We start from the raw sequence: 25,662 nt of genomic DNA on the forward strand, positions 1-25,662 counted from the left end.
ACGCAAAGAGCTTGCCGATCCCCGCGAGGGAGTATCGGCAAGCTCTTTCGTTTCGCAAATTTAATTACAGAGCGATAGTGATTGAAGTAGCGCCAGCGTTTGGAGAGATGCTTGTTCCTTGCTCGTGAGCGCTCGCTTGACCGTTATCGACGTTCGAAACGGCAGCCACTCCGCGAAGCAAGACGCTCCAATCGGATGCTTGACCATCCGCCGCGATCGTAATCGTATTGCCGTTGCGCTCGCCGTTACGGTAAATTGCGTTTCGCCTTTGATCGTCGGTACGGAAGCCGAAGCCGATGCCCCGTCCTGCAACGCGAACAGTTGGAACGTGACTCCGTCCGCGTATTCGTAATCCGGACGGTTCTCTTCGTTCCCAACCGGAATCAAACTGTTCTCCCGCGCATACAGAGGCAGGCTGAAGTAGTCGTAGCTATCCTTCCGCCATACTCCTCCTTGAACCTGCTCCCCGCTCAAGAAATGCGTCCAAGTTCCTTGCGGAAGATAATAAGTCGCTTCGCCTTCGGGATTGAAGATCGGCGCGACAAGCAGGGAGTCTCCCAACATGTATTGGCGATCCAGGTAGTCGCTCGAAGGATCGTTGCCGAACTCAAGCACCATCGCTCTCATCAGCGGAATGCCGATGTTCGAGGATTCAACCGATTTGCCGAATAGATAAGGCATTAAGCGCATTTTGAGTTTCGTGAAGAAGCGAAGCACGTCGACTGCTTCTTCGTCGTAGAGCCAAGGCACGCGATAAGACGTGCTGCCGTGCAAACGGCTATGGCTGGACAGCAAGCCGAATTGCACCCAACGCTTGTAGATGTCGGGAGGAGAGCTTTGCTCGAAGCCCCCGATATCATGGCTCCAGTAACCGAACCCGGACAAGCCGAGCGATAATCCGCCGCGCAGGCTTTCCGCCATCGATTCGTAAGTCGCTTCGCAATCGCCGCCCCAATGGACGGGGAACTGTTGGCCGCCGGCCGTCGCGGATCTGGCGAATAAAGCCGCTTCGCCTTTGCCGCGCTTCTCTTCGAGCAGTTCGAAGACGACTTTATTGTATAGCTGCGTGTAATAGTTGTGCATTTGTTGCGGGTCGGAGCCATCATAATAGACGACGTCGGTCGGGATCCGCTCGCCGAAATCGGTTTTGAAGCTGTCCACGCCCATATCGAGGAGAGCTCCTAGCTTGTCCTTGAACCATTGGCACGCTGCCGGATTCGTGAAGTCCACGATGCCCATGCCGTATTGCCACATATCCCATTGCCAGACGCTGCCGTCGGGACGTTTCAGCAAATACCCTTTTTCCATGCCTTCGTCGAAGAGAGCGGAACGCTGCGCGATATAAGGGTTGATCCAAACGCAAATTTTCAGGCCTTTGTCCTTCAAACGTTTCAACATGCCGACAGGATCCGGGAATACGCGCTCATCCCATTCGAAATTGCACCATTCGTATTCTTTCATCCAGAAGCAGTCGAAATGGAAAACGGCGAGCGGCAAATCGCGTTCGGCCATGCCTTCCACGAAGCTTGTAACCGTAGCTTCATCGTAGTTGGTCGTAAAGGACGTCGTTAACCACAATCCGTACGACCAAGCCGGAGGCAGCGCCGGTTTTCCGGTAAGCGACGTATAGTTTTGCAGGACGTTCTTGAGGGAATCACCGCCGATCAGGTAATACTCTAGACATTCGCCTTGGACGCTGAACTGGGTTTTGGACACGATTTCGGAACCGACCTCGAAAGAGACCAGCTCGGGATGGTTGACGAATACGCCATAACCGCGGTTCGTGATATAGAAAGGAACGTTTTTATAAGCTTGCTCGGAAGCGGTACCTCCGTCTTCGTTCCAGATATCGACGACTTGCCCGTTTTTCACGAACGGAGTGAATCTTTCGCCCAAGCCGTAGACGGTTTCTCCGACGCTCAAGCTCAATTGCTCGCGGAAATGGTGGTTGCCGTTCTCGGCTTTGACATAAGCGGTAGAACGCGTTCCGCTGCCCGTTAGCTTTTTGCCTTTATGCGTATACGTAATTTTAACCGGATTTTTTTTCGTGATCGTTACCGTCGTGTCTCCGCTCGTCAGGCTGACGAACTCGTCGTTGTTGTCGATCGCGACCGGAACGTTGCCCTTGGGAAGCAAGTCGAAGGAAGAAGGGCCTTTGCGTACCGTTCCTTTGTGATGATAGAATTTCACGCGAATGATGTCGGGCAACGGCGAGGAGAACTCCATCGTCATCAATGGCTCGTTAAGCGTGTTTGCTCTATCCGCAAGGTGGCGATGCGTAGCGTATACGGTGATGGAATCCGCGCGGGTCGTTACGTCATGTATTTCGTATGGGCTTAACAGCTGATAGCCTTTACGCGTCATCCAATAACCGTCTGTAAATTTCAATGGAATCATCCCTTCTCTATGATCAACTTGATTCTTAATCTAATTAACATTATATTGATCTTGATGATTGTTATCTTGCATTATAATGCTCATTAATAACAATATTATGATAAATTGGAGAATGAATATGGATCGGCGACACCTGCGCGAGAATCGGCGGCACGGGACACCGCAATTTCCCCTTGCGACTTATTTGCAACAGCAAGAGACGAATGAAACGATATTGGACAACCACTGGCATGACGAAGCCGAATTTCTGTGGATGCTGAGCGGACATGCGGTATTTCAGATTGGTCTGTCGACTTTTGAACTGAAGGCCGGGGAAGGAATCTTTATCCCTTGCGGCGAGGTACATGGGGGATATGCTCTTTCTTCCTCGTCTTGTACTTTTATCGCCGTCGTCTTTCACATGGATTGGCTGACGGAAGCGAAGGACGGAATCGCTACCCGGTTTCTTCAACCTCTGCAGAGAGGGGATGCCGTCATTCCGTACGTTTATAATGAAGGGACGGTTTGGGGAAAACTCGTTCTCCGGCATTTCGCGAATATTTATCGGCTTAATGAATCGTCGGATCCCGAGAAGGAGCTAAGGATCAAAGCCGAGTTATACGGGTTGTTCGCGGACTTGATCGGCTATGGGCAATGGACGCGCAGAGATCCCGCCAACCCCGTCGATACCCAGACGATGGACAGGCTGAAAAGCGTAGTCGCTTATATCGAGAGCCATTGCGGCCAACCTCTAACCGTTCCACAGCTTGCCGCGGTTGCCGGCATGAGCATCGGGCATTTCAGCCGCGTGTTTAAATCTTTCATGCGCAAGACGCCGATGGACTACGTCAACCATTATCGTATACAACAAGCGGCGTATTTATTGCAGAACACGAAAATGTCCGTCGCTGAAGCGGCCATGGAAGTCGGATTGGCGAATTTCAGTTACTTTAGCAAAAAATTCAGGTCTACTTACGATTGCACTCCCTCGCAATTCCGTAAAAAATTTAGGAGTCTTTAAGGTAATATCCCGAAATTCTGATATAGTGAATGAGTCGGTTGTAAAAACAAGGAGGAAATTGGATAATGAGCGAACGCAATGAGAATGAATTGAACGATAAGGATCAACAGGTTACGAACGAGGAAATCGAAAGAGAGATCGAACAGAACGAGGGGCAGATCGAGGAATACAACGAGAAAGAAGACGCGGAACAAGACGTCATACGAAATAAAGAGCATACGGTAGCCGGAGAAGCTGCCGAGGCGCCTGCGAAAAATAACTCCGCCATCATCGTGCCTTGGATTCTGACGGTTATCGCGGTTGCGGCATTGGTGTTCGTGCTCGTTAACAAATCGTCGGACGGCGGTCTTAACGAACCGGTAGCGGAGATGGACGGATATACGCTTAAGCAATCCGATATTTACGCCGAAATGACTAAACAAATGGGCGGCGAAGAGCAGCTGATCGCGCTTGTCGATAGTATCGCTCAGACCAAAATGGTCGAATTGGAAGCCGAAAAAGCCGGAGTTACCGTTACGGAAGAAGACATTAAGAGCGAACTGGAAAACATGAAAAAACAATACGGTTTCGCTACCGACGAAGACTTGTCCGCGGCGTTGCAACAATCCGGCATCACTTTGGAAGACTTCAAGGAAAAACAACTCAAACCCGGCATGCTGATCGAGAAGCTGTTCGAAAGTAAAAATCCGGTATCGGAGGACGACCTGAAAACGTATTTCGATAAAAACAAAGACCAATTCGCAACGACTCCCAAAGAAGTGAAGGCTTCGCATATTCTATTGAATACGAAAGAAGAAGCGGATGCGGTGCTGGCGGAGTTGAAAGCCGGCAAAGATTTCGCCGCTCTGGCCAAGGAGAAATCCCAAGATCCGGGCTCCAAAGATCTAGGGGGAGACCTCGGGTTCTTCGGAACCGGAAAAATGGACGCCGCATTCGAGGAAGCGGCATTCGCATTGGGCAAAGGCGAATTGAGCGATGTCGTGCAATCGCAATTCGGATACCATATCATCAAAGTATTCGATGTGAAGGAAGCGGTTCTTCCCGAGTACGACAAAGTGAAGGAAGACGTCAAGGAAGCCTATTATGGCGAGAAAAAACAGACGGAAGGCCAAACTTGGGTCGAAAGTCTGAAAAAAGAATACAACTATAAAAACCTGTTGGAGAAGGCTCCCGAGCCAACGGCTTCGGCTAGTCCGGAAGCTTCGGCAACGACATCTCCGGCCGCGTCGCCTTCCGCATCCGCGAAAGAGTAATCCTTATTCCCTCCAAAAGCTTGTCCCGATCCGTTCGTCGACGGAGCCGGACAAGCTTTTTTTATCGTTAGGCGATGCACGCACGGGTAAAATTAATACTAAAGTAAACCTTAAGGCTTCCTTAAGAAGTGTAAAAACTGGATGGAACTGCGGACAGAGGCAAAAGGTTAAGGTATAGTGGGGAAGATAGGTACATTGCGATGGTAAGAAGTAAAGGAGTGGCCATGTTGAGCAAATCGATTCTAATCGTTGACGATGACCGGGAGATCGCCAACCTTATCGATATTTACTTACGGAACGAAGGATTCCTGACGGAACAGGCACACGATGGGGTTGAAGCGCTGGAAAAACTGGACAATCGGGATTTCCATTTGATCGTACTCGACATTATGATGCCTAAGATGGATGGAATGGAAGTGTGCAGGCGCATTCGCGAAACGGCTTCGATCCCCATACTGATGGTTAGCGCGAAAGCTGAGGATATGGACAAAATACTCGGTCTGATGACGGGTGCCGACGATTATCTAGTGAAGCCGTTCAATCCGTTGGAATTGGTCGTCCGGGTGAAGACTTTGCTTCGGCGCGCTTACCAATACGGGGCGCAATCCGTCTCTCCCGCCGAAGAGGAAGGTTTGTTGAAAATTAACGAGCTAACGGTGAACAAATCGACGCATACGGCTGAAGTTGACGGGCGTCCCGTTCATTTGACTTCCACGGAATTCGGCATTCTCTACTTGCTCGCCAGCAACCTGGGACGCGTATTCAGCGCGGAAGAAATTTTCCAGCAAGTATGGAAGGAAAAATATTTCGAGTCCAACAATACGGTCATGGTGCACATCAGCAAATTAAGGGACAAGCTCGAGCAAGAGATGGGCCGGAAGCTCATCACGACTGTCTGGGGGGTTGGCTATAAAATTGAGAGCTAATATCGCGATGCGCATGGCATGGCGGCTTGTATGGCAGATCGTGCTGAGCGCTATTTTATCCGTCATTACGTTTTACCTGACGTTAATCATCGTGGAACGGATGACCCGCAACAACTATGGCCAACGTTCGTTTCTCATTTGGTTGTGGGAATTGTTCGGATTCGGCGATATTCCTAAAATTTTGTTCAGTTGCTTCTTCCTGTTCGTCGTTTATATGGTGCTGCTTAATTGGCGGCGCTTCAGCTACTACGACAAGCTTACCCGTTCTCTTGAACACATCGCGAAGGGCAATTTCGACGACTCCGTTCCCGTCAAACAAAACAACGAAGTGACCTTGCTTGCCGAAAATACGAATCTGCTCGTTCTTGAGCTCAAACGATCGCTCGATGAGGAACGGAAGACCGAACAGACGAAAAACGAGCTCATCACGAACGTTTCGCACGATTTGCGCACTCCGTTGACCTCTATTCTCGGTTATCTCGGTCTGATCGAACAGGACCGTTATCGCGATGAAGTGGAGATGCGGCATTACGTCCAAATCGCCTATGCCAAAGCCGAGAGGCTGAACGTGCTCATTCAGGACTTGTTCGAGTACACGCGCATGCGGCACGACGTCATCCCTCTCAATAAACAGAAATTCAACCTCGTCGAGATGATGAATCAATTGCTCGTGCATTATCGTCTGTCGTTGGAGACCGCCAAGATGAAAGGAAACCTGATCTCGAACGAGAGCGATTTGACGATCGTGGGGGATCCGGACAAGCTCGTGCGCGTATTCGAGAATTTGCTTTCGAACGCGATAGCGTACGGCAATACCGGCGGGAGAGTCGACATTTACTTAACCAAGCATAATCATGCGGCTATCGTGGAGATCGTTAATTACGGCGAAGCCATTCCGGCCGCCGATCTGCCGAATTTGTTCGATCGATTCTACCGGGTGGACAAATCGAGAACGGAGAACAAGGGAGGAACGGGATTAGGGCTCGCCATCGCCAAAGGACTTGTCGAGAAACACGGGGGAACGATCTCCGTTACGAGCGACGGCGACAGTACGAATTTTCGGGTATGGCTCCCTTTAACCTGAACCAGATCCTCCTTCTTAAGGGAATCTTATGATTTGCTTTCAATATGTTTAAAAAATTCCCTCTACAATGAACTTATGGAATGTTGTTCAGGAGGGTAAGGAAATGAAGTGGAAACGACTATTCGTAGTAATCATCTTGCTGGTCGTTGTAGGTTGGGCAGTGGATATTAAGGAGAAGTTAAGCTTCTCGAAGGCTCCTGGACCGAGCTTGGCCGTTCTGTCCGCGGTAATGATGGATGCCGATACCGGGAAATGGTTATATACGAGCAATGCCAAGGAGGCGCTTCCTCCGGCGAGCATGTCGAAGATGATGACGGAGTTGCTCGTTCTGGACGCCGTTCAAGCCGGAGAGCTTTCTTGGTCGGAGCCGGTGGTCGCCAGCGAGTACGCGGCACAAGTCGGCGGCGCGGGAATGGATTTGACGGCAGGACAATCGGCTACGGTGAAAGAGTTATTCCAGGCAATGGCGATACACTCGGCCAACGATGCAACGATAGCGCTAGTCGAATATATCGCCGGCTCGGAAGCGGAATTCGTAGAGAGGATGAACGTCAAAGCCAGAGAAATCGGATTATCCGAAAATACACATTTCGCTAACGCCACCGGGCTGACAAGCGTTGATCTTGATAGCTTCGCTACGGCGGCGACCGATGGCGAAACGATGATGACCGCCGAGGACGTTGCTCTGCTGGCTAGAAATTTAATCGAAACCCATCCGGAAGTATTAAAGGTCACGAAGGAGGCTTCGGCTTTCGTGGCGGTCGGCAATGGCAAACAAACGGATCTGAAGACAACCAATGAAATGCTTCCGGGTCAAAGATTCGGAACGAAAGGCAACGATGGGCTCAAGACGGGATATACGGAGCGGGCGGGCTATTGCTTCACGGGAACGACGGTCATCGACGGACGGAGATTTATTACGGTCGTCATGGGGGCCAGCACCCCGGAAGCGCGTTTCGAGGAAACGAAGAAGCTGCTCGCCTATGCGGAGGGGAACCTGTCATGATCGAGTACCGCAAGCGAGTAGATAGCTTAAAGACGATTGAAGTTCTTTGTTATTCGTTATGCATCCACTTGGTGGCGGAAGAAGTACTGGCTGCTAACGCGGCCAAGGCCGCTCTGCTGGATTTGTTCGGCGATGAACAGTTTTGGAAGCTGGAAGGTTCGGAACGGGAACAAAGAGTGCGTAAGCAAGCCGTTCGAAGATCGCTGGAGTGTCTCGCAAAACTTAAATAATAGTTTGGTTTCTATTAAGGTTCTGTCTCCTTAACCGGAGCTAGAACCTTAATTTTGTTTAAATTCTATTATTCGAGCAACCTTTGGCTGGTATTGTCGTTAATACATATGATTAAATAACTGGATAGAGTCGAATCTACCAACGAGATTAGAAGGAGCACGATATGAACAAGAAGTTAGTACAAATACTGCTTGCCGCCCTCATGCTGTTCACGATTCAGCTCCCGGCCCACGCGGAAGGCAGCGTGGACGGACAAGAAAAATTGGTTTTGACTATCGGCTCGAAGGAAATGAATCACAACGGCACGATCGTGAATGCCGCCCAACCGCTTACCCAGAACAAAGGCGTAACTTACGTCGCGGCCAAATCCTTCATAGCCGAGCTTTACGGGAAGATCGTCTATGATGCCAAGAGCAAGCAATATACGCTGACAAGCGGAGATTATACGCTCGTGATGCGCAGCGGATCGACTTCCTATACTTTGAACGGAGTCGTTAAGACGAACGCGCAAGGGGCGCCGTATTTGCTTAAGGGTACATTGATGATTCCTTTGCGAACGGCGGCTCAAAGCTTCGGACTCCAAATGGTGAACGTACCGAAGGAGAAAAAAATAGAACTGACTTGGGAGTCCAAGCCGGTCGCTAAATTCTCGGTCTCGAATATGAATCCTTACGCCCAGCAGACGGAAGTGATTTACACGAACGAGTCATACCATCCAAGAGGGCTCAAGATCGTCGACGAACGCTGGGAGAATAACAATAGCGTATTCGAACAAGCGGGAACTTACACCGTATCGCACTGGGTGCAAGACGAAACCGGAGTGTGGAGCGAGCCTTATACGGTGACGGTGACGGTTAAACCGCCTAATCAACCGCCCGTTGCTAATTTTACGACGGAAAAAGACACATATCGTATTGGCGAATTTATTACGTATACCGACCAAAGCACGGATGACGAGGATCGGATCGTAACCCGGCAGTGGACGAATAACGAAAAGGGCTTTTTCGTAGCCGGACCGCAAACGATATCGTTGAAAGTGACCGATGCGAACGGCGCGGTTAACGAAATCACGAAGACGATCTCCATTACCGAAGAGGTCATGTATACGAAAGAAGAATTCGACCTCCTATATACGGAAATCGGGGATAAATTCGGAATCGAGGGAGCTTCGGTTTTATCTTTGCCTAAGATCCCTTATTGGATCAACGACCGAGAGCAGACGTTAATACGGGCGAATAGCCCGGAGACCATATTAGAGGAAGGAATTTATTACGAAGATACGGTAACCGGAAACGTGAGATTTCTTCTGCACAATCGCAACGGACGCACGAATCCGGTCAAAATCTACGTTCTTTTGACTAACGAGAACGCTGAACCGGCGACCGTTAGATTGGGCGCCAAAGGAATGGCCGGTCCTAATCCTTTTGTATCTACGGTCGGCCGCGCGGTTACCGGCAGGTTCCTCGAGTCGGTATTAAACCCGAAATACTCTTATTTGCAAATTCCCTCGGGGGAAAGCCGTCTTATTTTTGAAGAATACAGCGAGAAAACGCTTCGTCCGGGAGACGTGTACTCCATGTTCGCGGACGTGCAAATGAGCGCCAATCTCAAATTCCAAGTTGTCGTAATTGACGAGCAACGGGAAGTTATGAGCATGATGCCGTACTTGAAATTATTGCCTAGCAACGACCGGCACATCCGCGGAACTTTCGAAAACGCCAATCGGATGATGTACGTGAATCAGACGATCGGCGACGAGAAGAGCCGGATGATACTGGCGGACAACATAGTCGATACCCGGCTTAGCGGCTTGGATAAGACTACCGATACACCCGTGCTGAATATGGGGAATTACGGAGTGCTGTACACGATTAAGCTAAGCAACGTCCAACCCCATACGGCAATCGTCGTAAACCTCGCGGGGGACATTACGCAGGGGCGTTTACCGTTAACGGGAGAGTGGTTTATACGACCAATAACGGGATTCTCTCGAACCCGAACGAAGTAGGCATGCTTTATAAGTCGGGCGATACCCAGGAGACGGTAACGATCACTTTCACCCCGGCTAACGGGAGCATGTTGCCTATCAATCTATTATTCTTGCCTATGCCTGAACTTAAATTGTAAGGTCCATTTGAAATATGAAAAAAGTGGTGGGGCAGAGATGAATCCTGCACCACCACTTTCGCTTTATCATGCTTGAATTCGCGAGCGTCAGTCCAAAGCTTTATTCGGTATTGCCGTCTTGAGGACGCTGAGCGGAATCCGTTCGCTCCGGCCGCGGAGGGCGCGGAACTTTAGGGCGGAACCGGGAAGATAAATAGTTGTGTTTACGGTCGCGGAAGAAGATCCAACCGCCGATAAATCCGACGCCGATCAGAAATAAAATCGCGCCGCCGATAAATTTAACCCAGGCAAAATCGGGCGTAATCGCGTCAACGCCCATCTGAGCAAAATAATCGTACAAAGCGTCCTTCATCAACAGAAAACCGTAAGCAGCCATAAGGCCGGGAATAACGAGCAGTAAGATGGCAATCAGGCGCTGTAAAACCAATTTCATAAGATGAGTAAGCCCTCCTTCCAATTCTCTAATCATAAACGATTTCCCGAAGGATTGTCCACGAATGCCATCAATCACCTGCCATATCCTCTATGATCCGACATAAACCTATGGTATTATGACACAAGAAAAAGAGAGAGAGGAGATTACTTGCAGTGGTATTTTCCAGTTTGTTCTTCTTGTACCTATTCTTACCCATTTTGCTTATCGCCTATTTCGTATTTAAGAATACGACATATCGAAACTGGATATTAATCGTCTTCTCCTTCGCTTTCTATGCTTGGGGAGAGCCTGTCTGGATCGTTTTGCTCTTGCTAGCTTCCATAATCGGTTACTTCTTCGCTCTCGGAATCGACAAATTTCGAGGGACATGGCTGGCCAAGGCGCAATATGTCGCCGCGATAGCGGTAAACATCGGGATATTAGGATTTTTCAAATATGCCGGGTTTCTTGTCGATAACGTTAACGCGGTACTCCCTTTTAACATTCCTCATCCTGAGGTAACATTGCCGATCGGGATTTCTTTTTTTACTTTTGAGATCATTTGTTACTTAACGGACGTCTACAAGGGGACGATTAAAGCTCCCAGATCCCCTAAGAAGCTATTGCTCTATGTTTCCTTCTTCCCGCATCTGGTTGCGGGTCCGATTATCCGTTACTCGGATATCGAGCAACAGATCGATAATCCGCGCGTAACGATGGCCGGCTTCAGCGAAGGGATTACCCGCTTCATGATCGGGTTAGGGAAGAAAGTCATCATCGCTAACCTGATAGGGGAGAACGTGTCGCAGTTCTTGAATCCAAGCTCCGATTCCTCGTCCGTGCTCGGCATTTGGTTCGGCGTATGTTTATTCGCCCTGCAGATCTATTTTGATTTCTCGGGTTACTCGGATATGGCGATCGGCTTAGGGAAGATGTTCGGGTTTAATTTGCGCGAAAACTTCAACTATCCGTACGTTTCGAAGTCCGCCGGAGAATTCTGGCGGCGCTGGAACATGTCGCTTGGCGGTTTTTTCCGGGATTATGTGTATATTCCGCTCGGCGGAAACAGGAGGTTTTATTTGCGCAACCTGTTCGTCGTCTGGTTCCTCACGGGATTCTGGCACGGCGCGAGCTGGAACTTTATCATTTGGGGTCTCTATTTCGGATTACTGATATACATGGAACGGATGTTCCTCGGCAAATGGCTGGAAAAAGCGGGAGCCTTCGTTTCGCATGTTTACGGAATTCTGATGATGCTGGTCGGGTGGGTTTGGTTTTATTTTACGGATCTCTCGGAGGCAATCGACGCGCTGCTTATCATGTTCGGGGCATCGCATAGGGTCTTCTCTAATCTCGAGTTGCAGATTTACTTTAATAACAACTTATTGCTGATCATTGTCGCGATTATCGCCTCGACTCCGCTAATGAAGTGGACCTTCTCGCGAATGGCGGAATCCAATCCTAAGCTAGGGGTTGGACTGCACAACGTAGGCGTCCCGTTGATGAATATCGCGATACTGATAGTAGCTACCATCCTACTGATCGGCAGCACTTATAATCCGTTTCTTTATTACCGGTTTTAGCGAGGAGGGTTAGGATGAAACTTCAGACGAAGCTTAATCTGATATTGTTTTTGACGTTTATATTCGGGTTTGCGATCGTTAACTTGCTGCGGCCGCATTCCGAGGCGAAATCCAATCTCGAACAACGCGACATTATGAAACAGCCGGAATTTACGGTCGATCGTTTTTTCGATGGCGAATATACTCGCGAATACGATAACTACTTCGCCGACAATTTCGCGTTCCGTACTGAGCTGGTCCAGGTAGGCACGAACCTGAAAGAGCTTAAAGGCTTCCCGACCGAGGATCAAATGTCGATCGTCGTCCAAGGCGGGGACAATATGAACGCCGAACAGGGGGAAGGCAGCTCCGTAACGAACACGAACTCAAGCAAGTACATTATCATTAAGGATCGCGCGTTTACGGCATTCGAATATTCCGCTTCCGCCGCCGAAATGTACGCGGACACTCTAAATCGTTTCAGGAAGTCCGTTGATAAGAAGGTTCGAGTTTACTCGTTGCTTGCGCCTACGTCCGTAGAGTTTACCGATAATGCCAGCATTAAAAAGTTGACCGATTCGCAGAAAGACGCTTTCGCGCACGTGCTGGAGCGGCTGGACGGCGCAATCGGGAAGGTTGACGCGTATAGCGCTCTAGAGAACCACAAGGAAGAGTATGTTTATTTCCGTACGGATCACCATTGGACGGCTCTTGGCGCTTATTATGCTTATACGAAGCTTATGGAGCAAATGGGAGAAACCCCGGTACCGCTCGATAAGTATCAGAAAAGCGATATCCCCGATTTCTTGGGTACGGCGTATAAACAGACTTTAAGCCCGAAACTGAAATCTCATCCGGATACCCTGACGTACTACATGCCTTTTACTAAGTATGACTATATGATGTACACTTCAACCAACAAAGCGGTCAAAAGAAATGTCGTGGATCCGAAGTACGCCGAGCTTAGCAGTACGTTCTACGCGGCATTCCTCGGAGGAGATTTTCCTTGGGGAGAGATTACGACGGATAAGAAGAACGGCAAACGGATCGTCGTCGTTAAGGATTCATACGCGAACGCGTTTGTCCCGTTTTTATTGCCGCATTTCGAAAAAGTATATTATTTAGACCCTCGTCATTACAAAGGTAACCTTATCGACTTCGTGAAAGAACAAAAAATCACGGATGTCCTGTTCCTTAACAACTCGACCGTTACGCGAAATACGGGCATCTCCAAGATCCTGAACGAGAAGATGGACATTGGCAAATAATATCGCCCACGAAAGCAGCGGCCTCTATGCAGGCCGCTGTTTTTTTGTAACGCCGGGTTGGAAAGGGGAGCTTTAGATATAGGTTTTGTCCCGGGCGTTAAAAAAAGGTACAATGGGAACGTGAGTTTACATACGGAGGGGAAACTATGCCAATCGAAGTCGATGTCGCCATCGTGGGCGGCGGGCCGGGAGGCTATACGGCAGCGGTGAAAGCGGCCCAGTCCGGGCGCAGCGTCGCGATTATTGAACGGGACAAGCTTGGGGGAACCTGCCTGCATCGCGGATGCATCCCAAGCAAGTCTTTGCTTAGAAGCGCGGAAGTATACGCAACGATAGGAGAGGCCGCGTCTTATGGCGTTACGTTGCCGGAAGGTAGCGCGACGATAGATTGGAAGGCGGTCCTTCATCGCAAGAATAGTATCGTGGAACAACTTCATAAAGGGCTGCAAGCCCTTATGAAACAGCATCGCATAGAAGTCCTCAACGGGAGCGGGCGCATTATCGGTCCTTCGATCTTCTCGCCCCGCAGCGGAGCGATCGCGGTCGAGCTTGCGGACGGGCAATCGGAAACGGTCGTTCCCAAGAACGTTATTATCGCGACGGGATCTCGTCCTCGTCGTCTCGATGGTCTTGTCTATGACGGCGTCGCAATCGCGACTAGCGACGAGGCATTGGATTGGGAGACGAGGCCGTCATCCATTATTATCGTTGGCGGGGGCGTAATCGGCGTAGAATGGGCTTCGATGTTGAGCGATTTCGGCACGGAAGTCACGATCGTCGAAACCGCGGACCGGATTCTCCCGACGGAAGATAAGGAAGTCGGCGCCGAGATCGCCAAATCGTTGCAAAAGAGAGGCGTCAAAATCATCGTCGGAGCATCCTTGCAAGCGGATAGCTGCAAGCTTACGGATTCGGGCGTGCACGCGGAGGTAAGCGTCAAAGGAGACACGGTGTCGCTGCTTGCGGAGAAAATGCTAGTATCCGTAGGACGCCAAGGAAACACGGACAATCTCGGGTTGGAGAACACGGACGTAAAAGCCGAGAATGGGTTCGTAAAAGTTAATCCGAACACTTTGCAGACAGGGGAATCGCATATCTACGCGATAGGAGACTGTATCGGCGGAGTTCAGCTGGCCCATGCCGCCATGCATGAAGCGGCGGTTGCCGTCGAACATTTGACAGGGAAAAAGCCTAAGCGTTCCGCTGATCGCGATATTCCGCGTTGTATTTATTCCCGGCCGGAGGCGGCTTCCGTAGGCTGGACCGAAGCGGATGCCAGAGCCGAAGGGTATCACGTGAAGACGGCCAAATTGCCGTTGCGCATCTTCGGAAAAGCGCTTGTATACGGGGAGAGCGAAGGTTTCGCCAAAGTCGTATCGGATACGGCCACCGGAGATTTGCTCGGCGTTCACCTCATAGGCGCCCACGCGACCGAGTTGATCGCGGAAGTTTCGCTCGCCAAGTTTCTCGATGCCGTTCCATGGGAGGTCGGCCGGGCGATCCATCCGCACCCGACGCTGTCCGAGTCCCTGCAGGAAGTCATGCAGGCATTGGACGGAGGAGCAGGGCACGGCTGACAAATGCACAAAAGATATGCTCAACCCGGGAGACGAAGTCTTCAAGTTAGCGGGTGATATGCCTTTTTGGCAAATTCATTCGCGTAACGAGGGGTTGAGCGTTTCTTTTTGCTTCCAAGCGGAGTATAATAGGCTTTAAGCTCAAGTATTAAGACCAGGTTATAAAACTAAACCAAAGCAGGAGGACGAACCCATGAAACAAACCGGTACCGTCCAGCAAACCCTTAGGCACGCCGCGCTCGGTTTAACCGATGAACGCGCCGTAGAAATGTACAAGACCATGATGCTTGCGCGTCGGTTCGACGAGCGAGGTCAATTATTGCAACGCGCGGGTAAAGTTAACTTTCATATTTCGGGGATTACCCAAGAGCCTTCGCAAGTCGCGATGGGCTTTGCCATGGATCTGCAACATGATTGGTTCCTCCCTTATTACAGGGATTATGGATTCGTTTTGTCGCTAGGAATGACGGTGAAAGATTTGATGCTGTCCGTATATGCCAAAGGAGAAGACCCGAACAGCGCGGGAAGACAGATGCCGGGGCATTTCGGAAGCAAACGTCTGCGGATCGTGACGGGCTCGAGTCCCGTAACGACGCAAGTGCCGCATGCGACCGGATTTGCGTTAGCCGCGAAGATGAGAGGGGAACCGTCCGTAGCGATAGTAACATTCGGCGACGGTTCGAGTAACCAAGGGGACTTTCACGAGGGTTGCAACTTTGCGGGCGTCCATCAACTTCCGGTTATATTCGTATGCGAGAACAACCAATATGCAATCTCCATGCCGCTTGCTAAGCAAACAAGGGGAAGAATTTGCGATCGTGCGCTCGGATACGGATTCCCGGGCATTCGGGTTGACGGGAACGATCCGCTCGAAGTCTATCGCGTCGTGAAGGAAGCGCGCGAACGCGCAATCGCTGGAGAAGGACCTACTTTGATCGAGATCATGACTTACCGGGTTACGGCTCATTCGACATCAGATAACGACTTGGCATACCGCACGAAAGAAGAAGTCGATCTTCATCGCGGAAAAGATTCTTTGCCGGTATACAAACAGTATCTTCAGGATGCGGGTTTGTGGTCGGAGGAGCAGGAAGCGAAGCTTCAGGCGGACATACGCGCCATCATCGACGAAGCGAACGAGTACGCGGAGAAAGCGCCGTTCCAGCCGACGGAAGACGCCTTCCGTTACGTATACGCGGAGCAGAGCGGGGAGGGACACTAATGCCGGTAATCGAATATATCGAGGCCATTCGCTTGGCGATGAAGGAAGAAATGGAACGGGACAGCGACGTGTTCGTCATGGGAGAAGACGTGGGCTTGAAAGGCGGCGTATTCGGCACGACGAAAGGGCTGCAGCAGCAATTCGGAGAGCAACGCGCAATAGATGCGCCGTTGGCGGAATCCGCGATTGCAGGCGTGGCGATTGGGGCCGCAATGGCCGGCATGAAGCCCATCGCCGAGATGCAATATTCGGATTTCATGTTTCCCGCAACGAACCAGATTATTAGCGAAGCCGCTAAAATCAGATATCGTTCCAACAACGACTGGGATTGTCCGATCGTCATCCGCGCGCCGATCGGCGGCGGCGTATTCGGAGGACTGTATCATTCCCAATGTCCGGAATCGGTATTTTTCGGAACGCCGGGACTGAAGATCGTGGCTCCGGCTACCGCTTACGATGCCAAAGGGCTGTTAAAAGCCGCTATTCGCGACCCGGATCCGGTGATCTTCTTCGAGAACAAGAAATGTTACCGCCTTATCTCCGACGAAGTTCCGGACGAGGATTACATCGTGCCGATAGGCCAAGCCAACGTGATGAGAGAAGGCAGCGACATTACCGTGATCGGTTACAGCATGCCGCTCCACTTCGCGATGCAGGCAGCCGAAGAATTGTCTCAGGAGCACGGCATCGAAGCGCATATTCTCGATTTGCGCACGATACAGCCGTTAGACCGGGAGGGTATTCTGAAAGCCGCGGCCAAAACCGGAAAAGTCCTTATCGTTCATGAAGACAACAAAACGGGCGGAATCGGCGCGGAAGTGGCTGCCATTATCGCGGAAGAACTGTTATACGACCTGGATGCCCCGATACGCAGATTGTGCGGCCCGGACGTGCCGGCAATGCCGATTAATCCGCCCGGCGAAAAGCATTTCCTGCTGAACAAGGAAAAAGTGAAAACAGCGATGCTGGAGCTCGCGCGGTACTAAGCCGGTGACCGATACCGGGGAGGAGAAGACAAGAAATGGCTAAACAAATAATCGAAATAACGATGCCGCAATTGGCGGAATCGCTAGTCACGGCAACGATCGACCGGTGGTTGAAGCAGCCCGGCGATATGATAGATATGTACGAGCCCATTTGCGATCTGATTACCGATAAAGTCAACGCGGAGCTTCCTTCGACGGTAAGAGGGAAACTCGTTAAACATTTGGCCGGTTCGGGCGAGACGGTTGATGTCGGTGCGGCGATCTGCCTCGTGGAGGTCGAAGTGTCGGATACTTCAGCAAACGCGGCTGCTCCTGTTCAACCGGAACCGGGAGCAACTGGGCAGCCGGTTTCCTCCGTTTCCCGTCCTGCCGGCGTCGCGGCTAGCGGAGGGGTCGTCGATGCTAACGCGCCGATGCGCCATCGATATTCACCGGCCGTTCAAATGCTTGCCTCGGAGCACGGCATCGATCTGAACCGGGTTTCCGGAACGGGCGAGGGCGGTCGCATTACGCGCAAAGACGTACTGGCCGCGGCAGCTTCGGGTACCGCCGCTGGCGGGCATCGGCTGCATCAGCTCCGGCTCCGGTACCTACGCAAGCACCGATCGCTCCGATGGATCCGAAAATTCCCGTTCGTTCAACGGGAATCCACTTGTCCCAATCGCCGCGAATTCCTTCCGTCGAAGTAGAAGGACAGGAGCTGCCGGGCCGCGGGGAATATTTTATCGACGTTACTCCCGTCAGGAATACGATCGCGACCCGCATGCGTCAAAGCGTCAGCGAAATTCCGCACGGCTGGATGATGATCGAGGTCGACGTTACGAACCTGGTCGTTCTTCGCAACAAGCTTAAGGAAGAATTCCAGAAGCGGGAAGGCATCAACCTGACCTATATGCCTTTCTTGATTAAGGCGGCAGTCAATGCGATCAAAGATTATCCGATCATGAATTCCGTCTGGGCAGTCGACAAAATCATCGTGAAGCGCGATATCAACATCTCGCTTTCCGTCGGAACGGAAGATTCCGTCGTGACGCCGGTCATTCGCAACGCCGATCAGAAGAACATCGCGGGCATCGCCCACGAGATAGACGATTTGGCGCGCCGCACCCGGGAGAAGAAGCTGAAGCTGGACGACATCCAAGGCGGGACGTTCACGGTGAACAACACGGGTTCGTTCGGATCGATCCTTACGCAGCCGATCATCAATTATCCGCAGGCGGCTATTCTGACTTTCGAATCCATCGTGAAACGTCCTGTCGTCATTAACGATATGATCGGGGTCCGTTCGATGGTCAACCTTTGTTTGTCGCTTGATCACCGGATTTTGGACGGCGTCATTTGCGGACGTTTCCTCCAACGCGTCAAAGAGAATCTGGAAAGCTACAACTCGGATACGAAGCTATATTAATCCATGCAGGCCCGGTACAACGCGAATTGAGCGATGTGCCGGGTTTTCTGCGCGAATGGTTCATGATTGCGTGTCAGGATTGGTTTGCAGAGCATGATTTCGATAAGCTACAATAGGTAAGGAACGATGGGAAGGAGGTTCTCGGCATGTTGAAGCTGGAACCTGAATGGTTGTCCAGGATGGACTACGGAGAAGCTTGGGAGCTTCAGAAGAAGCTCGTTAAGGAAATCGACCGGGAGGAGCGACCGGAAACGCTGCTGCTCTTGGAGCATTCGCCGACCTATACGATCGGTTCGGATCGTCATCCGGAGCATTTGTTGTACGGGAAAGACGAGCTGGCGCGCAGAGGGATCTCGCTATACGAAATAGATCGCGGCGGAGATATCACATATCATGGCCCCGGGCAGTTGGTCGGCTATCCTCTGTTATATTTGGATGCGGTCGGGCTGGATCTGCACAAATACTTAAGAAACTTGGAAGAAGTCATTATCAGGTTGTTAGCGGAATTCGGCATCGCGGGAGGAAGGAAGCCGGAGTATACGGGCGTCTGGGTCGGGGATTCGAAAATCGCGGCGATAGGCGTAAAATTCAATAAAGCCCGCGCTCGGCGGGGATTCGTCACGAGCCACGGGTTCGCGCTTAACGTGAAAAGCGACGTGGAGCAAGAGGGCTTCCAAGGCATTATCCCATGCGGGATTAAGGAATACGGCATCGTATCGCTTGAGACGTTAACCGGGAAACCCTTGCAGGTCGAGGAGATAGGAAGGCGAATACTTCCTTATTTTACGGAAGTATTCGGTTACGAAGCATCCGTTCCTACTGCATTAGAGAGCCTAGGCTCATCAGCAAGGTAGAGACGAGCATAACGCCTAGTGTGACGTAAATAATGATCTTGAACCAACGTTTGTTCATCGTTAATCATCCTTCCGTTTGCGCTTGTCTATATCACTATTGTAACGAAAGCTTCGTCAGGAGGAAAGATCATGGTACAAAGAGATCGGTTAATTAAAGAATTCATGGAATTGGTGCAAATCGATAGCGAAACGAAATACGAAACGGAAATCAGCAAAGTATTGAAAAGCAAGTTCGAAGCGTTCGGACTCGAGGTCGAGGAGGATGACGTCGCGGAGAAGATCGGACACGGCGCGGGCAATCTGTTCGCGTGGCTCCCCGCTTCGGCCGGTCAGGAAAACGTGCCTACAATCCTGTTTACGTCGCATATGGATACCGTATCGCCCGGTAAAGGGATTAAACCGCGTCTTGATGACGACGGGTATATTCGCAGCGACGGAACGACGATTCTGGGCGCCGACGACAAAGCGGGATTAGCCGCGATCTTCGAGACGCTGCGCGTGATCAAAGAACAGGGAGTGGCGCACGGCGGCATTCAATTCGTCATTACGACCGGGGAAGAGTCGGGCTTGCTTGGCTCCCGCGCGATGGACGGCTCCCGTCTGCGGGCGAAATTCGGCTACGCGCTGGATTCTAACGGGGCGATCGGCGACATTGCCGTAGCCGCGCCGACGAACTCCCGCCAATACATCACGATCAAAGGTAAAGCCGCCCATGCCGGCGTTAATCCGGAGGACGGCATCAGCGCGATCCAAGTCGCCTCTAAGGCAGTTTCCCGCATGAAGCTTGGCCGGATCGACAGCGAGACGACGGCGAACATCGGCCGTTTCGAAGGCGGCGGAGAAGTGAACATCGTCACCGATTCGATTAAAATTTACGCCGAAGCGCGGAGCCAGGTACAGGAGAAAATGGATCGCCAGATCGAGTTGATGCGCGAAGCGGTGGAAAGCGCGGCTAGCGAGTCCGGGGCCGAATTCGAGTTCGTCACGACGACGATCTATCCGGCTTACTCTTATGGCGACGAAGACGAGGTCGTGCAGGTAGCGAAAGCCGCGATCGAAGCGATCGGGTTGAAGCCTCGCACGTTCTCGTCCGGCGGAGGAAGCGACGCCAACATGTTTAACGGCAACGGCGTGCCGACGGTCAATCTTGCCGTAGGTTATGAACATATCCATACGACGAAGGAACAGATCAAAGCGGATGACCTCGTGAAAACCGCGGAACTGGTCCTGTCGATCGTCAAAGAAACGTTGAGTCGCTAGAACAAATTGAATATAGGGCAACCTCCCGAGCAAAAGCAAGCTTTTGCCGCAGAGGCTGCCCTTTCTTATTTACTAACCGAAAGCATTTTCTCCGACAGAAGCACGGCCAGCGGTAAATTTTCTCCCCGCCGCTTCTTCTCTTGGCGGAGCGCATGGCGGATTTCCCAAGCCTTGCCGACGAATTGCAGTTTATGTGGCGTTACGTATTTTTTCAACATTGGACATTACCTCCTGTTAGGGCGGTCTTCCCGCTGCAAAGCTTGCAATAGGGAGGACAAGCCTATATGTTGATCTTATGAGCAAATATTCGAAATCATGTCTGGAGGCTACTGCCATGAACGAACGTAACAATTCCGTACCGCATCCTTTTTATGAAGAAACGATTGAATCAAAGCCGATTTTCCAGGGGAGAATCATTTCCCTTCAGGTGGATACGGTTCGCCTGCCGAACGGAGAAACCGCTACTAGGGAAATCGTGCGGCATCCGGGAGCCGTAGCGGTAGTCGCTTTGATTGACAATAAGATGCTGGTGGTCGAACAATTCCGCAAGCCGCTGGAGAAAGCGCAGGTAGAGATTCCGGCAGGCAAGCTGGATGCGGGAGAAGAGCCTGTAGCGGCCGCTCTGCGGGAGTTGGAGGAAGAGACGGGGTACCGCGCGCGAAGCATCGAGCATCTGCAGTCTTTCTCCACATCGCCGGGATTCGCGGAAGAGGTCGTTCACTTATACTTCACCGACGATCTGGTGCAAGGCAACGCGCACTTGGATGAGGAAGAGTTTTTGACTTGCGAAGCGATTACGCTCGAACAAGCGATGGCGTACGTTAAGGAAGGACGGATTTGCGATGCGAAAACGTTGTTGGCCGTCTATGCCTGGCGTATGCGCACGCTAACAGGCTCCTTCTGATCATGAGCCGCGTTTTCCTCGGAGAAGACGAGCTGCGGCCATATTACGCGGACCTGCATGTGCACATAGGGCGCAGCCAAGACGGACAGCCGGTTAAGATCAGCGGAAGCAAGGATCTTACTTTTCTGAACATCGCAAAGGAAGCGTCGGAGCGGAAAGGGATCGAGCTTATCGGCATTATCGACTGCCATTCGCCTGCCGTTCAGAAAGACATAATGGAATGCTTGCACTCGGGCGAGATGATGGAAGTCGCCGGCGGCGGAATTCGTTACCGGGACACGACGATATTGCTCGGGATCGAAATGGAAGTGAAGGAGGAGGGCGGCGGTCCGTTCCATTTGCTCGGTTATTTGCCGAGTTTGCAAGCTATGCAAGAATGGACGAAGTGGATGGAGCCACGCGTAACGAACATCCAACTAAGTTCGCAACGGATTCGAGTTACGGCAAGGGAACTGCAAGACGAACTGCTGGCACGGGGAGGTTTGCTCGTTCCCGCCCACGTATTCACGCCGCATAGAGGGTTGCTTGGTTGCTCCGCGAATCGGTTGTCCGATCGGCTTGACCCGGAAGGCATCGCGGCGATCGAGCTGGGATTAAGCGCGGATACGGCTATGGCGGGTTTGCTGTCGGAACTGGATCACTATCCGTTCTTGACGAACTCCGACGCGCATTCCACGAAAATGATCGGGCGCGAATGCAATGAATTGCTCCTTAAGGAGCCGAGCTTTTCGGAGCTGGCAAAGGCCTTGAAGGGATTGGACGGCCGCACCATTCTAGCGAATTACGGGTTGCATCCGCAACTTGGGAAGTACCACACGGCCTTTTGCAACAGCTGCAAGAAACCGATACCCGACGGAGAGGAATTAACGGGGAGTTGCCCTTCCTGCGGAAGCGTCAAGTTGACTCGGGGAGTATCCGGTCGCATCCTCCAACTGGCCGACAGGAGCGAGTCCATGCAGCCTGCCGGCAGACCCCCTTATCGCCCGCAGGTTCCGTTAACCTTTTTTCCCGGCGTCGGGCCCGCGAAGCGCGAGCGCTTGTTCGCGGAGGTCGGAACCGAGATGGAAGTGCTGCATCGCGTTCCGCGCGAGCGAATCGCCGAAGTGACGGGAGATCCGATCGCCGAGCTCATCGTCGGCGTCAGAGAGGGGAAGGCGCTCTTCGCTTCAGGGAGCGGGGGAAGCTATGGAAGGATCGTTCAATCATAAATCGGGCTGGATCCACATACACATAGGCACGAGACATGCCGTGGCATGCGGACAAGGAGGAGCCCTTATGAATGTTCGGTTATGGAATCTTTCGACTCGCGATAATTTGAATTTGTATGTGTTCGTGGGTGTTCTTGTCATCGTCGGGGCGATATTCGGAGCACTGCTCGTAAATGCGTTGACGCTGGAACAGCAACAGGAGTTAGCCGACGAGATCGGAGTATATATGACAGCCGTTAAGGAATCGCAACAGATTTCTTCATCCGCGACATTCTGGGAAATCTTCTGGTTCTATGGCAAATGGCTGCTGTTAATGTGGTTTCTGGGTTTGTCCGTTATCGGGCTTCCGCTAGTGCTCGTGCTGGATTTCCTGAAGGGCGTGCTCATCGGGTTTGCGGTAGCCTTGCTCGCGCAACAGCTCGCTTGGAAAGGCGTGCTCTTCTTCTTGATAGCCACGGCGCCGCAAAACGCGATCGTCGTTCCGGCGCTGGTTATCGCCAGTATTTCGGCGTCCAGATTCGCTTTTTTTGTCGTGAGAGAGCGGTTGTTCCGCCGCAAGGGGCAGCTAATGCCTCCTTTTCTGGCACACACTGCGGTGACGGGGTTAATGCTGGTCATGTTGGCCATTGCCTCTTTGTATGAAGCGTTCGTAACTCCTATCGTTCTAGAACACGTTACGCCAACGGTCAAATCCGCTGAAATTTCTTCCGATTCTTCTAAATTTTGATATGAGGTTTGACTTATCGAATAGCATCATCCTATAATGGAAGGAAGTGCACAAGCGACCGGAGGGGGAAACCATGGAAGCCCGCATCGAAAAATCAAACAGCAATTGCAGTCCCAGGGCTACAAACTGACCCCGCAAAGGGAAGCGACAGTTCGGGTACTGCTAGAGAACGAAGAAGATCATCTTAGCGCCGAAGACGTATTTATGCTAGTGAAGGACAAAGCTCCGGAAATCGGCCTTGCGACCGTCTATCGGACGTTAGAGTTGCTAAGCGAAATGCATGTCGTCGAGAAAATGAACTTCGGAGACGGGGTGGCCCGTTACGATCTTCGTACCGATAGCAATAAGCATCATCACCATCATTTGATATGCGTGAAATGCGGATCGATGTCGGAAATTATGGAAGATTGGCTGGGCCCATTGGAAGAACGGTTGGAAAAGGAATACCGTTTCACCGTACTCGACCATCGTTTAGATTTTCAGGGCGTATGCGCCAAATGCCAAACCGAGGCTCCGACCGATTCGAATAACGAATAAAGCGAGCGCATAAGATAGAGGCTATCCCGCAATCGGAATAGCCTCTTTTTGATGTCTGGATAACGAACGGATGGGTTGAATTACTTTTGTTGCAACAGTTTTTGAATTTGGCCTTCGATTTTTTCAGGGGTATCCGTAGGGGAGAACCGCTTAACGACTTTGCCGTGCCGGTCGACGAGGAACTTAGTGAAGTTCCATTTAATGCTTCTCAGACCTAGGAATCCCGGCGCAGCCTTCGTCAGATGCTTATAGAGCGGGTGAATGCTTTTTCCTTTGACGTCGATCTTGGCATACAAAGGGAAAGTAACGCCGTGATTGATTTGGCAGTGCTCGGCGATCGAATCTCCATCGAGCGGCTCTTGGTTGGCGAACTGGTTGCTGGGAAACCCGAGCACGGCCAATCCTTGCTCGGCATATCGCTCGTGCAGCCGTTGCAAGCCTTTGAATTGCGGCGCGAATCCGCATTTGCTTGCCGTATTAACGATTAACATAACCTGACCTTCGTAATCGCTAAGCTTCTTCGCTTCGCCGCGCGTCGATTGGACTTGTATGTCGTATAATGTCATTCCTAACGCCTCCTATATGAACTTTTTAAGCGCAAAGTAAGTTTTGACAAATTAAATTGTATACAATTAATAGGGTGAAAGTCAAGGCTTTGACAGGGCAATTTTCGAGTGTTATAGTATTATCAATTAAATTGCATGCAATTGATTTACGATAAGCAGAGTGAAAAAAGGAGGCGCAAATGGATAACGGCTCGGCACTGAAACTGGACAACCAGCTCTGTTTCGCGGTGTACGCTTGTGCCCGGGAAATCACGAAGCTCTATCATCCCCTTCTGCGGGAGCTAGGGTTAACCTATACGCAATACATTACGATGCTGGCGTTATGGGAGGAAGACCGCGTTACGGTCAAGCAACTGGGGCAACGCCTGTATTTGGATTCAGGCACGTTAACGCCGCTGTTGAAAAGGCTGGAACAGCTAGGGCTGCTTACGAGATCAAGGGATAAGCAGGATGAGCGCAGCGTTATTATCGCATTGTCGGAGCAAGGCATTCGCTTGCAGGAACGGGCGTTGGAAATTCCCGAGAAGCTGCTCTGTCAGGTCGGCGTTACGCCGGAGGAAGTAGCGGCGCTGAAGGATCAAATAACGGGAATCATGAACAAAGTTCAGCAAATTCCTAACAATCCATAAAAAAGGTATCTATCAGGAGGCTAACCCTATGTCCATTTATTCTTTTTCTACCCGCAAACCGAACGGCGAAACCGTAAGTCTCGATTCCTACCGGGGCAATGTTTTGTTGATCGTCAACACGGCAAGCGAATGCGGGTTTACGCCGCAATTCGCCGAACTGCAAGAGCTGTACGAGAACTATGGAGATCAAGGCCTGGTCGTACTCGGGTTTCCTTGTAACCAGTTCGGGGGACAGGAGCCTGGAACGGCTACGGAAGCGGAAGCGTTCTGCAGCTTGAACTACGGCGTATCTTTTCCCATCTTCGAGAAGGTCGACGTGAAAGGACCCCAAGCGGATCCGATCTTCGAATACGCAACGGGACAGACGGGCGGAGAAATCAAATGGAACTTTACTAAGTTCCTTGTCGATCGTCAAGGACAAGTCGTTCGGCAATTCGACTCTTCCGTTAAACCGCTGGAGATAGTGCCAGCTATCAAGGAACTGTTAGGATAAATGGTTATAACGATAAAGGGAG

At 51.3% G+C, this 25,662-nt stretch carries 23 protein-coding genes and 3 pseudogenes; 21 read left to right on the plus strand and 5 right to left on the minus strand.

Annotated elements, in window-relative coordinates; all coding sequences use genetic code 11:
- Positions 1-64: 64 nt before the first annotated feature.
- Positions 65-2,388: pseudogene (gene yicI / locus FPL14_RS26385) on the minus strand (alpha-xylosidase).
- Between the two features lie 127 nt (positions 2,389-2,515).
- Between yicI and FPL14_RS26390 the strand changes: the two are divergent.
- The 7 genes from FPL14_RS26390 to FPL14_RS26420 all read left to right on the plus strand — a co-directional run bounded on the left by FPL14_RS26390 (position 2,516) and on the right by FPL14_RS26420 (position 9,905).
- Positions 2,516-3,397 carry an AraC family transcriptional regulator gene (locus FPL14_RS26390; protein WP_182300516.1) on the plus strand — a complete coding sequence of 294 codons (882 nt, stop codon included), beginning with the start codon at positions 2,516-2,518 and terminating at the stop codon, positions 3,395-3,397.
- Between the two features lie 65 nt (positions 3,398-3,462).
- Positions 3,463-4,650 (plus strand): peptidylprolyl isomerase, encoded by a 1,188-nt coding sequence (locus FPL14_RS26395; protein WP_182300517.1) that lies wholly within the window; start codon positions 3,463-3,465, stop codon positions 4,648-4,650.
- A 227-nt stretch (positions 4,651-4,877) separates the two neighbouring features.
- On the plus strand, positions 4,878-5,576 hold the full coding sequence (locus tag FPL14_RS26400; protein WP_267875447.1) for a response regulator transcription factor: 699 nt from the start codon (positions 4,878-4,880) through the stop codon (positions 5,574-5,576).
- Positions 5,566-6,660, plus strand: coding sequence for a sensor histidine kinase (locus tag FPL14_RS26405; protein WP_229263684.1), 1,095 nt, complete (start codon positions 5,566-5,568; stop codon positions 6,658-6,660). Before FPL14_RS26400 ends, FPL14_RS26405 begins: the two co-directional genes overlap by 11 nt.
- 103 nt (positions 6,661-6,763) lie before the next feature.
- Entirely contained in the window at positions 6,764-7,666 is a 903-nt protein-coding gene (locus FPL14_RS26410) for a D-alanyl-D-alanine carboxypeptidase family protein (RefSeq protein WP_182300519.1), read from the plus strand.
- Entirely contained in the window at positions 7,663-7,896 is a 234-nt protein-coding gene (locus FPL14_RS26415; protein WP_182300520.1) for a hypothetical protein, read from the plus strand. The genes FPL14_RS26410 and FPL14_RS26415 overlap by 4 nt, the downstream gene beginning before the upstream one ends.
- Before the next feature lie 164 nt (positions 7,897-8,060).
- Positions 8,061-9,905 (plus strand): copper amine oxidase N-terminal domain-containing protein, encoded by a 1,845-nt coding sequence (locus tag FPL14_RS26420; RefSeq protein ID WP_182300521.1) that lies wholly within the window; start codon positions 8,061-8,063, stop codon positions 9,903-9,905.
- A 219-nt stretch (positions 9,906-10,124) separates the two neighbouring features.
- Here the strand turns inward: FPL14_RS26420 and FPL14_RS26425 are convergent, their stop codons facing one another.
- Entirely contained in the window at positions 10,125-10,457 is a 333-nt protein-coding gene (locus FPL14_RS26425) for a DUF2627 domain-containing protein (protein ID WP_182300522.1), read from the minus strand.
- Between the two features lie 155 nt (positions 10,458-10,612).
- Here FPL14_RS26425 and FPL14_RS26430 point away from each other — a divergent pair, with 155 nt between their 5' ends.
- From FPL14_RS26430 to lipB, 7 genes and pseudogenes are all read left to right on the plus strand, one after another.
- Positions 10,613-12,022 (plus strand): MBOAT family O-acyltransferase, encoded by a 1,410-nt coding sequence (locus FPL14_RS26430; RefSeq protein ID WP_182300523.1) that lies wholly within the window; start codon positions 10,613-10,615, stop codon positions 12,020-12,022.
- 14 nt (positions 12,023-12,036) lie between these two features.
- A complete protein-coding gene (locus FPL14_RS26435; protein ID WP_182300524.1) occupies positions 12,037-13,269 on the plus strand; it encodes a DHHW family protein in 1,233 nt (410 codons plus the stop codon).
- A gap of 146 nt (positions 13,270-13,415) precedes the next feature.
- Complete coding sequence (lpdA, locus tag FPL14_RS26440; RefSeq protein ID WP_182300525.1) at positions 13,416-14,846, plus strand: dihydrolipoyl dehydrogenase; 1,431 nt, start codon at positions 13,416-13,418, stop codon at positions 14,844-14,846.
- Positions 14,847-15,039: 193 nt separating this feature from the next.
- Positions 15,040-16,068 carry a thiamine pyrophosphate-dependent dehydrogenase E1 component subunit alpha gene (locus FPL14_RS26445; RefSeq protein WP_182300526.1) on the plus strand — a complete coding sequence of 343 codons (1,029 nt, stop codon included), beginning with the start codon at positions 15,040-15,042 and terminating at the stop codon, positions 16,066-16,068.
- Complete coding sequence (locus FPL14_RS26450; RefSeq protein WP_182300527.1) at positions 16,068-17,054, plus strand: alpha-ketoacid dehydrogenase subunit beta; 987 nt, start codon at positions 16,068-16,070, stop codon at positions 17,052-17,054. Before FPL14_RS26445 ends, FPL14_RS26450 begins: the two co-directional genes overlap by 1 nt.
- 35 nt (positions 17,055-17,089) lie before the next feature.
- A pseudogene (locus FPL14_RS30170) lies at positions 17,090-18,462 on the plus strand (dihydrolipoamide acetyltransferase family protein).
- Positions 18,463-18,608: 146 nt separating this feature from the next.
- Positions 18,609-19,316, plus strand: a complete 708-nt coding sequence (gene lipB, locus FPL14_RS26465) for a lipoyl(octanoyl) transferase LipB (RefSeq protein WP_182300530.1) — start codon at positions 18,609-18,611, stop codon at positions 19,314-19,316.
- Here lipB and prli42 read toward each other — a convergent pair.
- Positions 19,279-19,374: a stressosome-associated protein Prli42 gene (gene prli42, locus FPL14_RS30860; RefSeq protein ID WP_182300531.1), complete on the minus strand. Its 96-nt coding sequence runs from the start codon at positions 19,372-19,374 to the stop codon at positions 19,279-19,281. The two genes, lipB and prli42, sit on opposite strands and share 38 nt — an antisense overlap.
- A gap of 71 nt (positions 19,375-19,445) precedes the next feature.
- Here prli42 and FPL14_RS26475 point away from each other — a divergent pair, with 71 nt between their 5' ends.
- Positions 19,446-20,576, plus strand: a complete 1,131-nt coding sequence (locus FPL14_RS26475; protein ID WP_182300532.1) for a M20/M25/M40 family metallo-hydrolase — start codon at positions 19,446-19,448, stop codon at positions 20,574-20,576.
- 65 nt (positions 20,577-20,641) lie between these two features.
- On the opposite strand, the gene mciZ is transcribed toward FPL14_RS26475, so the two are convergent.
- Positions 20,642-20,791 (minus strand): Z-ring formation inhibitor MciZ, encoded by a 150-nt coding sequence (mciZ, locus tag FPL14_RS26480; RefSeq protein ID WP_182304174.1) that lies wholly within the window; start codon positions 20,789-20,791, stop codon positions 20,642-20,644.
- Positions 20,792-20,910: 119 nt separating this feature from the next.
- Between mciZ and FPL14_RS26485 the strand changes: the two genes are divergently transcribed.
- The 4 genes and pseudogenes from FPL14_RS26485 to fur all read left to right on the plus strand — a co-directional run bounded on the left by FPL14_RS26485 (position 20,911) and on the right by fur (position 23,952).
- Positions 20,911-21,480, plus strand: a complete 570-nt coding sequence (locus tag FPL14_RS26485; protein WP_182300533.1) for an NUDIX domain-containing protein — start codon at positions 20,911-20,913, stop codon at positions 21,478-21,480.
- Positions 21,481-21,482: 2 nt separating this feature from the next.
- Entirely contained in the window at positions 21,483-22,688 is a 1,206-nt protein-coding gene (locus tag FPL14_RS26490; protein ID WP_182300534.1) for an endonuclease Q family protein, read from the plus strand.
- Between the two features lie 67 nt (positions 22,689-22,755).
- Positions 22,756-23,415, plus strand: coding sequence for a stage II sporulation protein M (gene spoIIM / locus FPL14_RS26495; protein ID WP_182300535.1), 660 nt, complete (start codon positions 22,756-22,758; stop codon positions 23,413-23,415).
- 73 nt (positions 23,416-23,488) lie between these two features.
- Positions 23,489-23,952 (plus strand): annotated as a pseudogene (gene fur, locus FPL14_RS26500) (ferric iron uptake transcriptional regulator).
- Between the two features lie 80 nt (positions 23,953-24,032).
- Here fur and FPL14_RS26505 read toward each other — a convergent pair.
- A complete protein-coding gene (locus FPL14_RS26505) occupies positions 24,033-24,518 on the minus strand; it encodes a glutathione peroxidase (protein ID WP_182300537.1) in 486 nt (161 codons plus the stop codon).
- 179 nt (positions 24,519-24,697) lie between these two features.
- On the opposite strand from FPL14_RS26505, the gene FPL14_RS26510 reads away from it, so the two are divergent.
- Both FPL14_RS26510 and FPL14_RS26515 read left to right on the plus strand, forming a co-directional pair.
- The gene (locus tag FPL14_RS26510; protein ID WP_182300538.1) at positions 24,698-25,147 is read left to right on the plus strand and encodes a MarR family winged helix-turn-helix transcriptional regulator; all 450 of its coding nucleotides are present in this window, start codon (positions 24,698-24,700) and stop codon (positions 25,145-25,147) included.
- A 28-nt stretch (positions 25,148-25,175) separates the two neighbouring features.
- Complete coding sequence (locus FPL14_RS26515; protein ID WP_182300539.1) at positions 25,176-25,640, plus strand: glutathione peroxidase; 465 nt, start codon at positions 25,176-25,178, stop codon at positions 25,638-25,640.
- Positions 25,641-25,662: the final 22 nt, after the last annotated feature.

This window comes from Cohnella cholangitidis (assembly GCF_014107495.1).
GTDB classification, from domain to species: Bacteria; Bacillota; Bacilli; order Paenibacillales; family Paenibacillaceae; genus Cohnella; species Cohnella cholangitidis.

What these genes read in the sequence shown, in the direction of transcription:
- FPL14_RS26390 (WP_182300516.1), top strand. Translation starts at nt 2,516, where the DNA reads ATGGATCGGCGACACCTGCGCGAGAATCGGCGGCACGGGACACCGCAA.
- FPL14_RS26395 (WP_182300517.1), top strand. Translation starts at nt 3,463, where the DNA reads ATGAGCGAACGCAATGAGAATGAATTGAACGATAAGGATCAACAGGTT.
- FPL14_RS26410 (WP_182300519.1), top strand. Translation starts at nt 6,764, where the DNA reads ATGAAGTGGAAACGACTATTCGTAGTAATCATCTTGCTGGTCGTTGTA.
- FPL14_RS26415 (WP_182300520.1), top strand. Translation starts at nt 7,663, where the DNA reads ATGATCGAGTACCGCAAGCGAGTAGATAGCTTAAAGACGATTGAAGTT.
- FPL14_RS26420 (WP_182300521.1), top strand. Translation starts at nt 8,061, where the DNA reads ATGAACAAGAAGTTAGTACAAATACTGCTTGCCGCCCTCATGCTGTTC.
- FPL14_RS26425 (WP_182300522.1), bottom strand. Translation starts at nt 10,457, where the DNA reads ATGAAATTGGTTTTACAGCGCCTGATTGCCATCTTACTGCTCGTTATT.
- FPL14_RS26435 (WP_182300524.1), top strand. Translation starts at nt 12,037, where the DNA reads ATGAAACTTCAGACGAAGCTTAATCTGATATTGTTTTTGACGTTTATA.
- lpdA (WP_182300525.1), top strand. Translation starts at nt 13,416, where the DNA reads ATGCCAATCGAAGTCGATGTCGCCATCGTGGGCGGCGGGCCGGGAGGC.
- FPL14_RS26445 (WP_182300526.1), top strand. Translation starts at nt 15,040, where the DNA reads ATGAAACAAACCGGTACCGTCCAGCAAACCCTTAGGCACGCCGCGCTC.
- FPL14_RS26450 (WP_182300527.1), top strand. Translation starts at nt 16,068, where the DNA reads ATGCCGGTAATCGAATATATCGAGGCCATTCGCTTGGCGATGAAGGAA.
- lipB (WP_182300530.1), top strand. Translation starts at nt 18,609, where the DNA reads ATGTTGAAGCTGGAACCTGAATGGTTGTCCAGGATGGACTACGGAGAA.
- prli42 (WP_182300531.1), bottom strand. Translation starts at nt 19,374, where the DNA reads ATGAACAAACGTTGGTTCAAGATCATTATTTACGTCACACTAGGCGTT.
- FPL14_RS26475 (WP_182300532.1), top strand. Translation starts at nt 19,446, where the DNA reads ATGGTACAAAGAGATCGGTTAATTAAAGAATTCATGGAATTGGTGCAA.
- FPL14_RS26485 (WP_182300533.1), top strand. Translation starts at nt 20,911, where the DNA reads ATGAACGAACGTAACAATTCCGTACCGCATCCTTTTTATGAAGAAACG.
- FPL14_RS26490 (WP_182300534.1), top strand. Translation starts at nt 21,483, where the DNA reads ATGAGCCGCGTTTTCCTCGGAGAAGACGAGCTGCGGCCATATTACGCG.
- spoIIM (WP_182300535.1), top strand. Translation starts at nt 22,756, where the DNA reads ATGAATGTTCGGTTATGGAATCTTTCGACTCGCGATAATTTGAATTTG.
- FPL14_RS26505 (WP_182300537.1), bottom strand. Translation starts at nt 24,518, where the DNA reads ATGACATTATACGACATACAAGTCCAATCGACGCGCGGCGAAGCGAAG.
- FPL14_RS26510 (WP_182300538.1), top strand. Translation starts at nt 24,698, where the DNA reads ATGGATAACGGCTCGGCACTGAAACTGGACAACCAGCTCTGTTTCGCG.
- FPL14_RS26515 (WP_182300539.1), top strand. Translation starts at nt 25,176, where the DNA reads ATGTCCATTTATTCTTTTTCTACCCGCAAACCGAACGGCGAAACCGTA.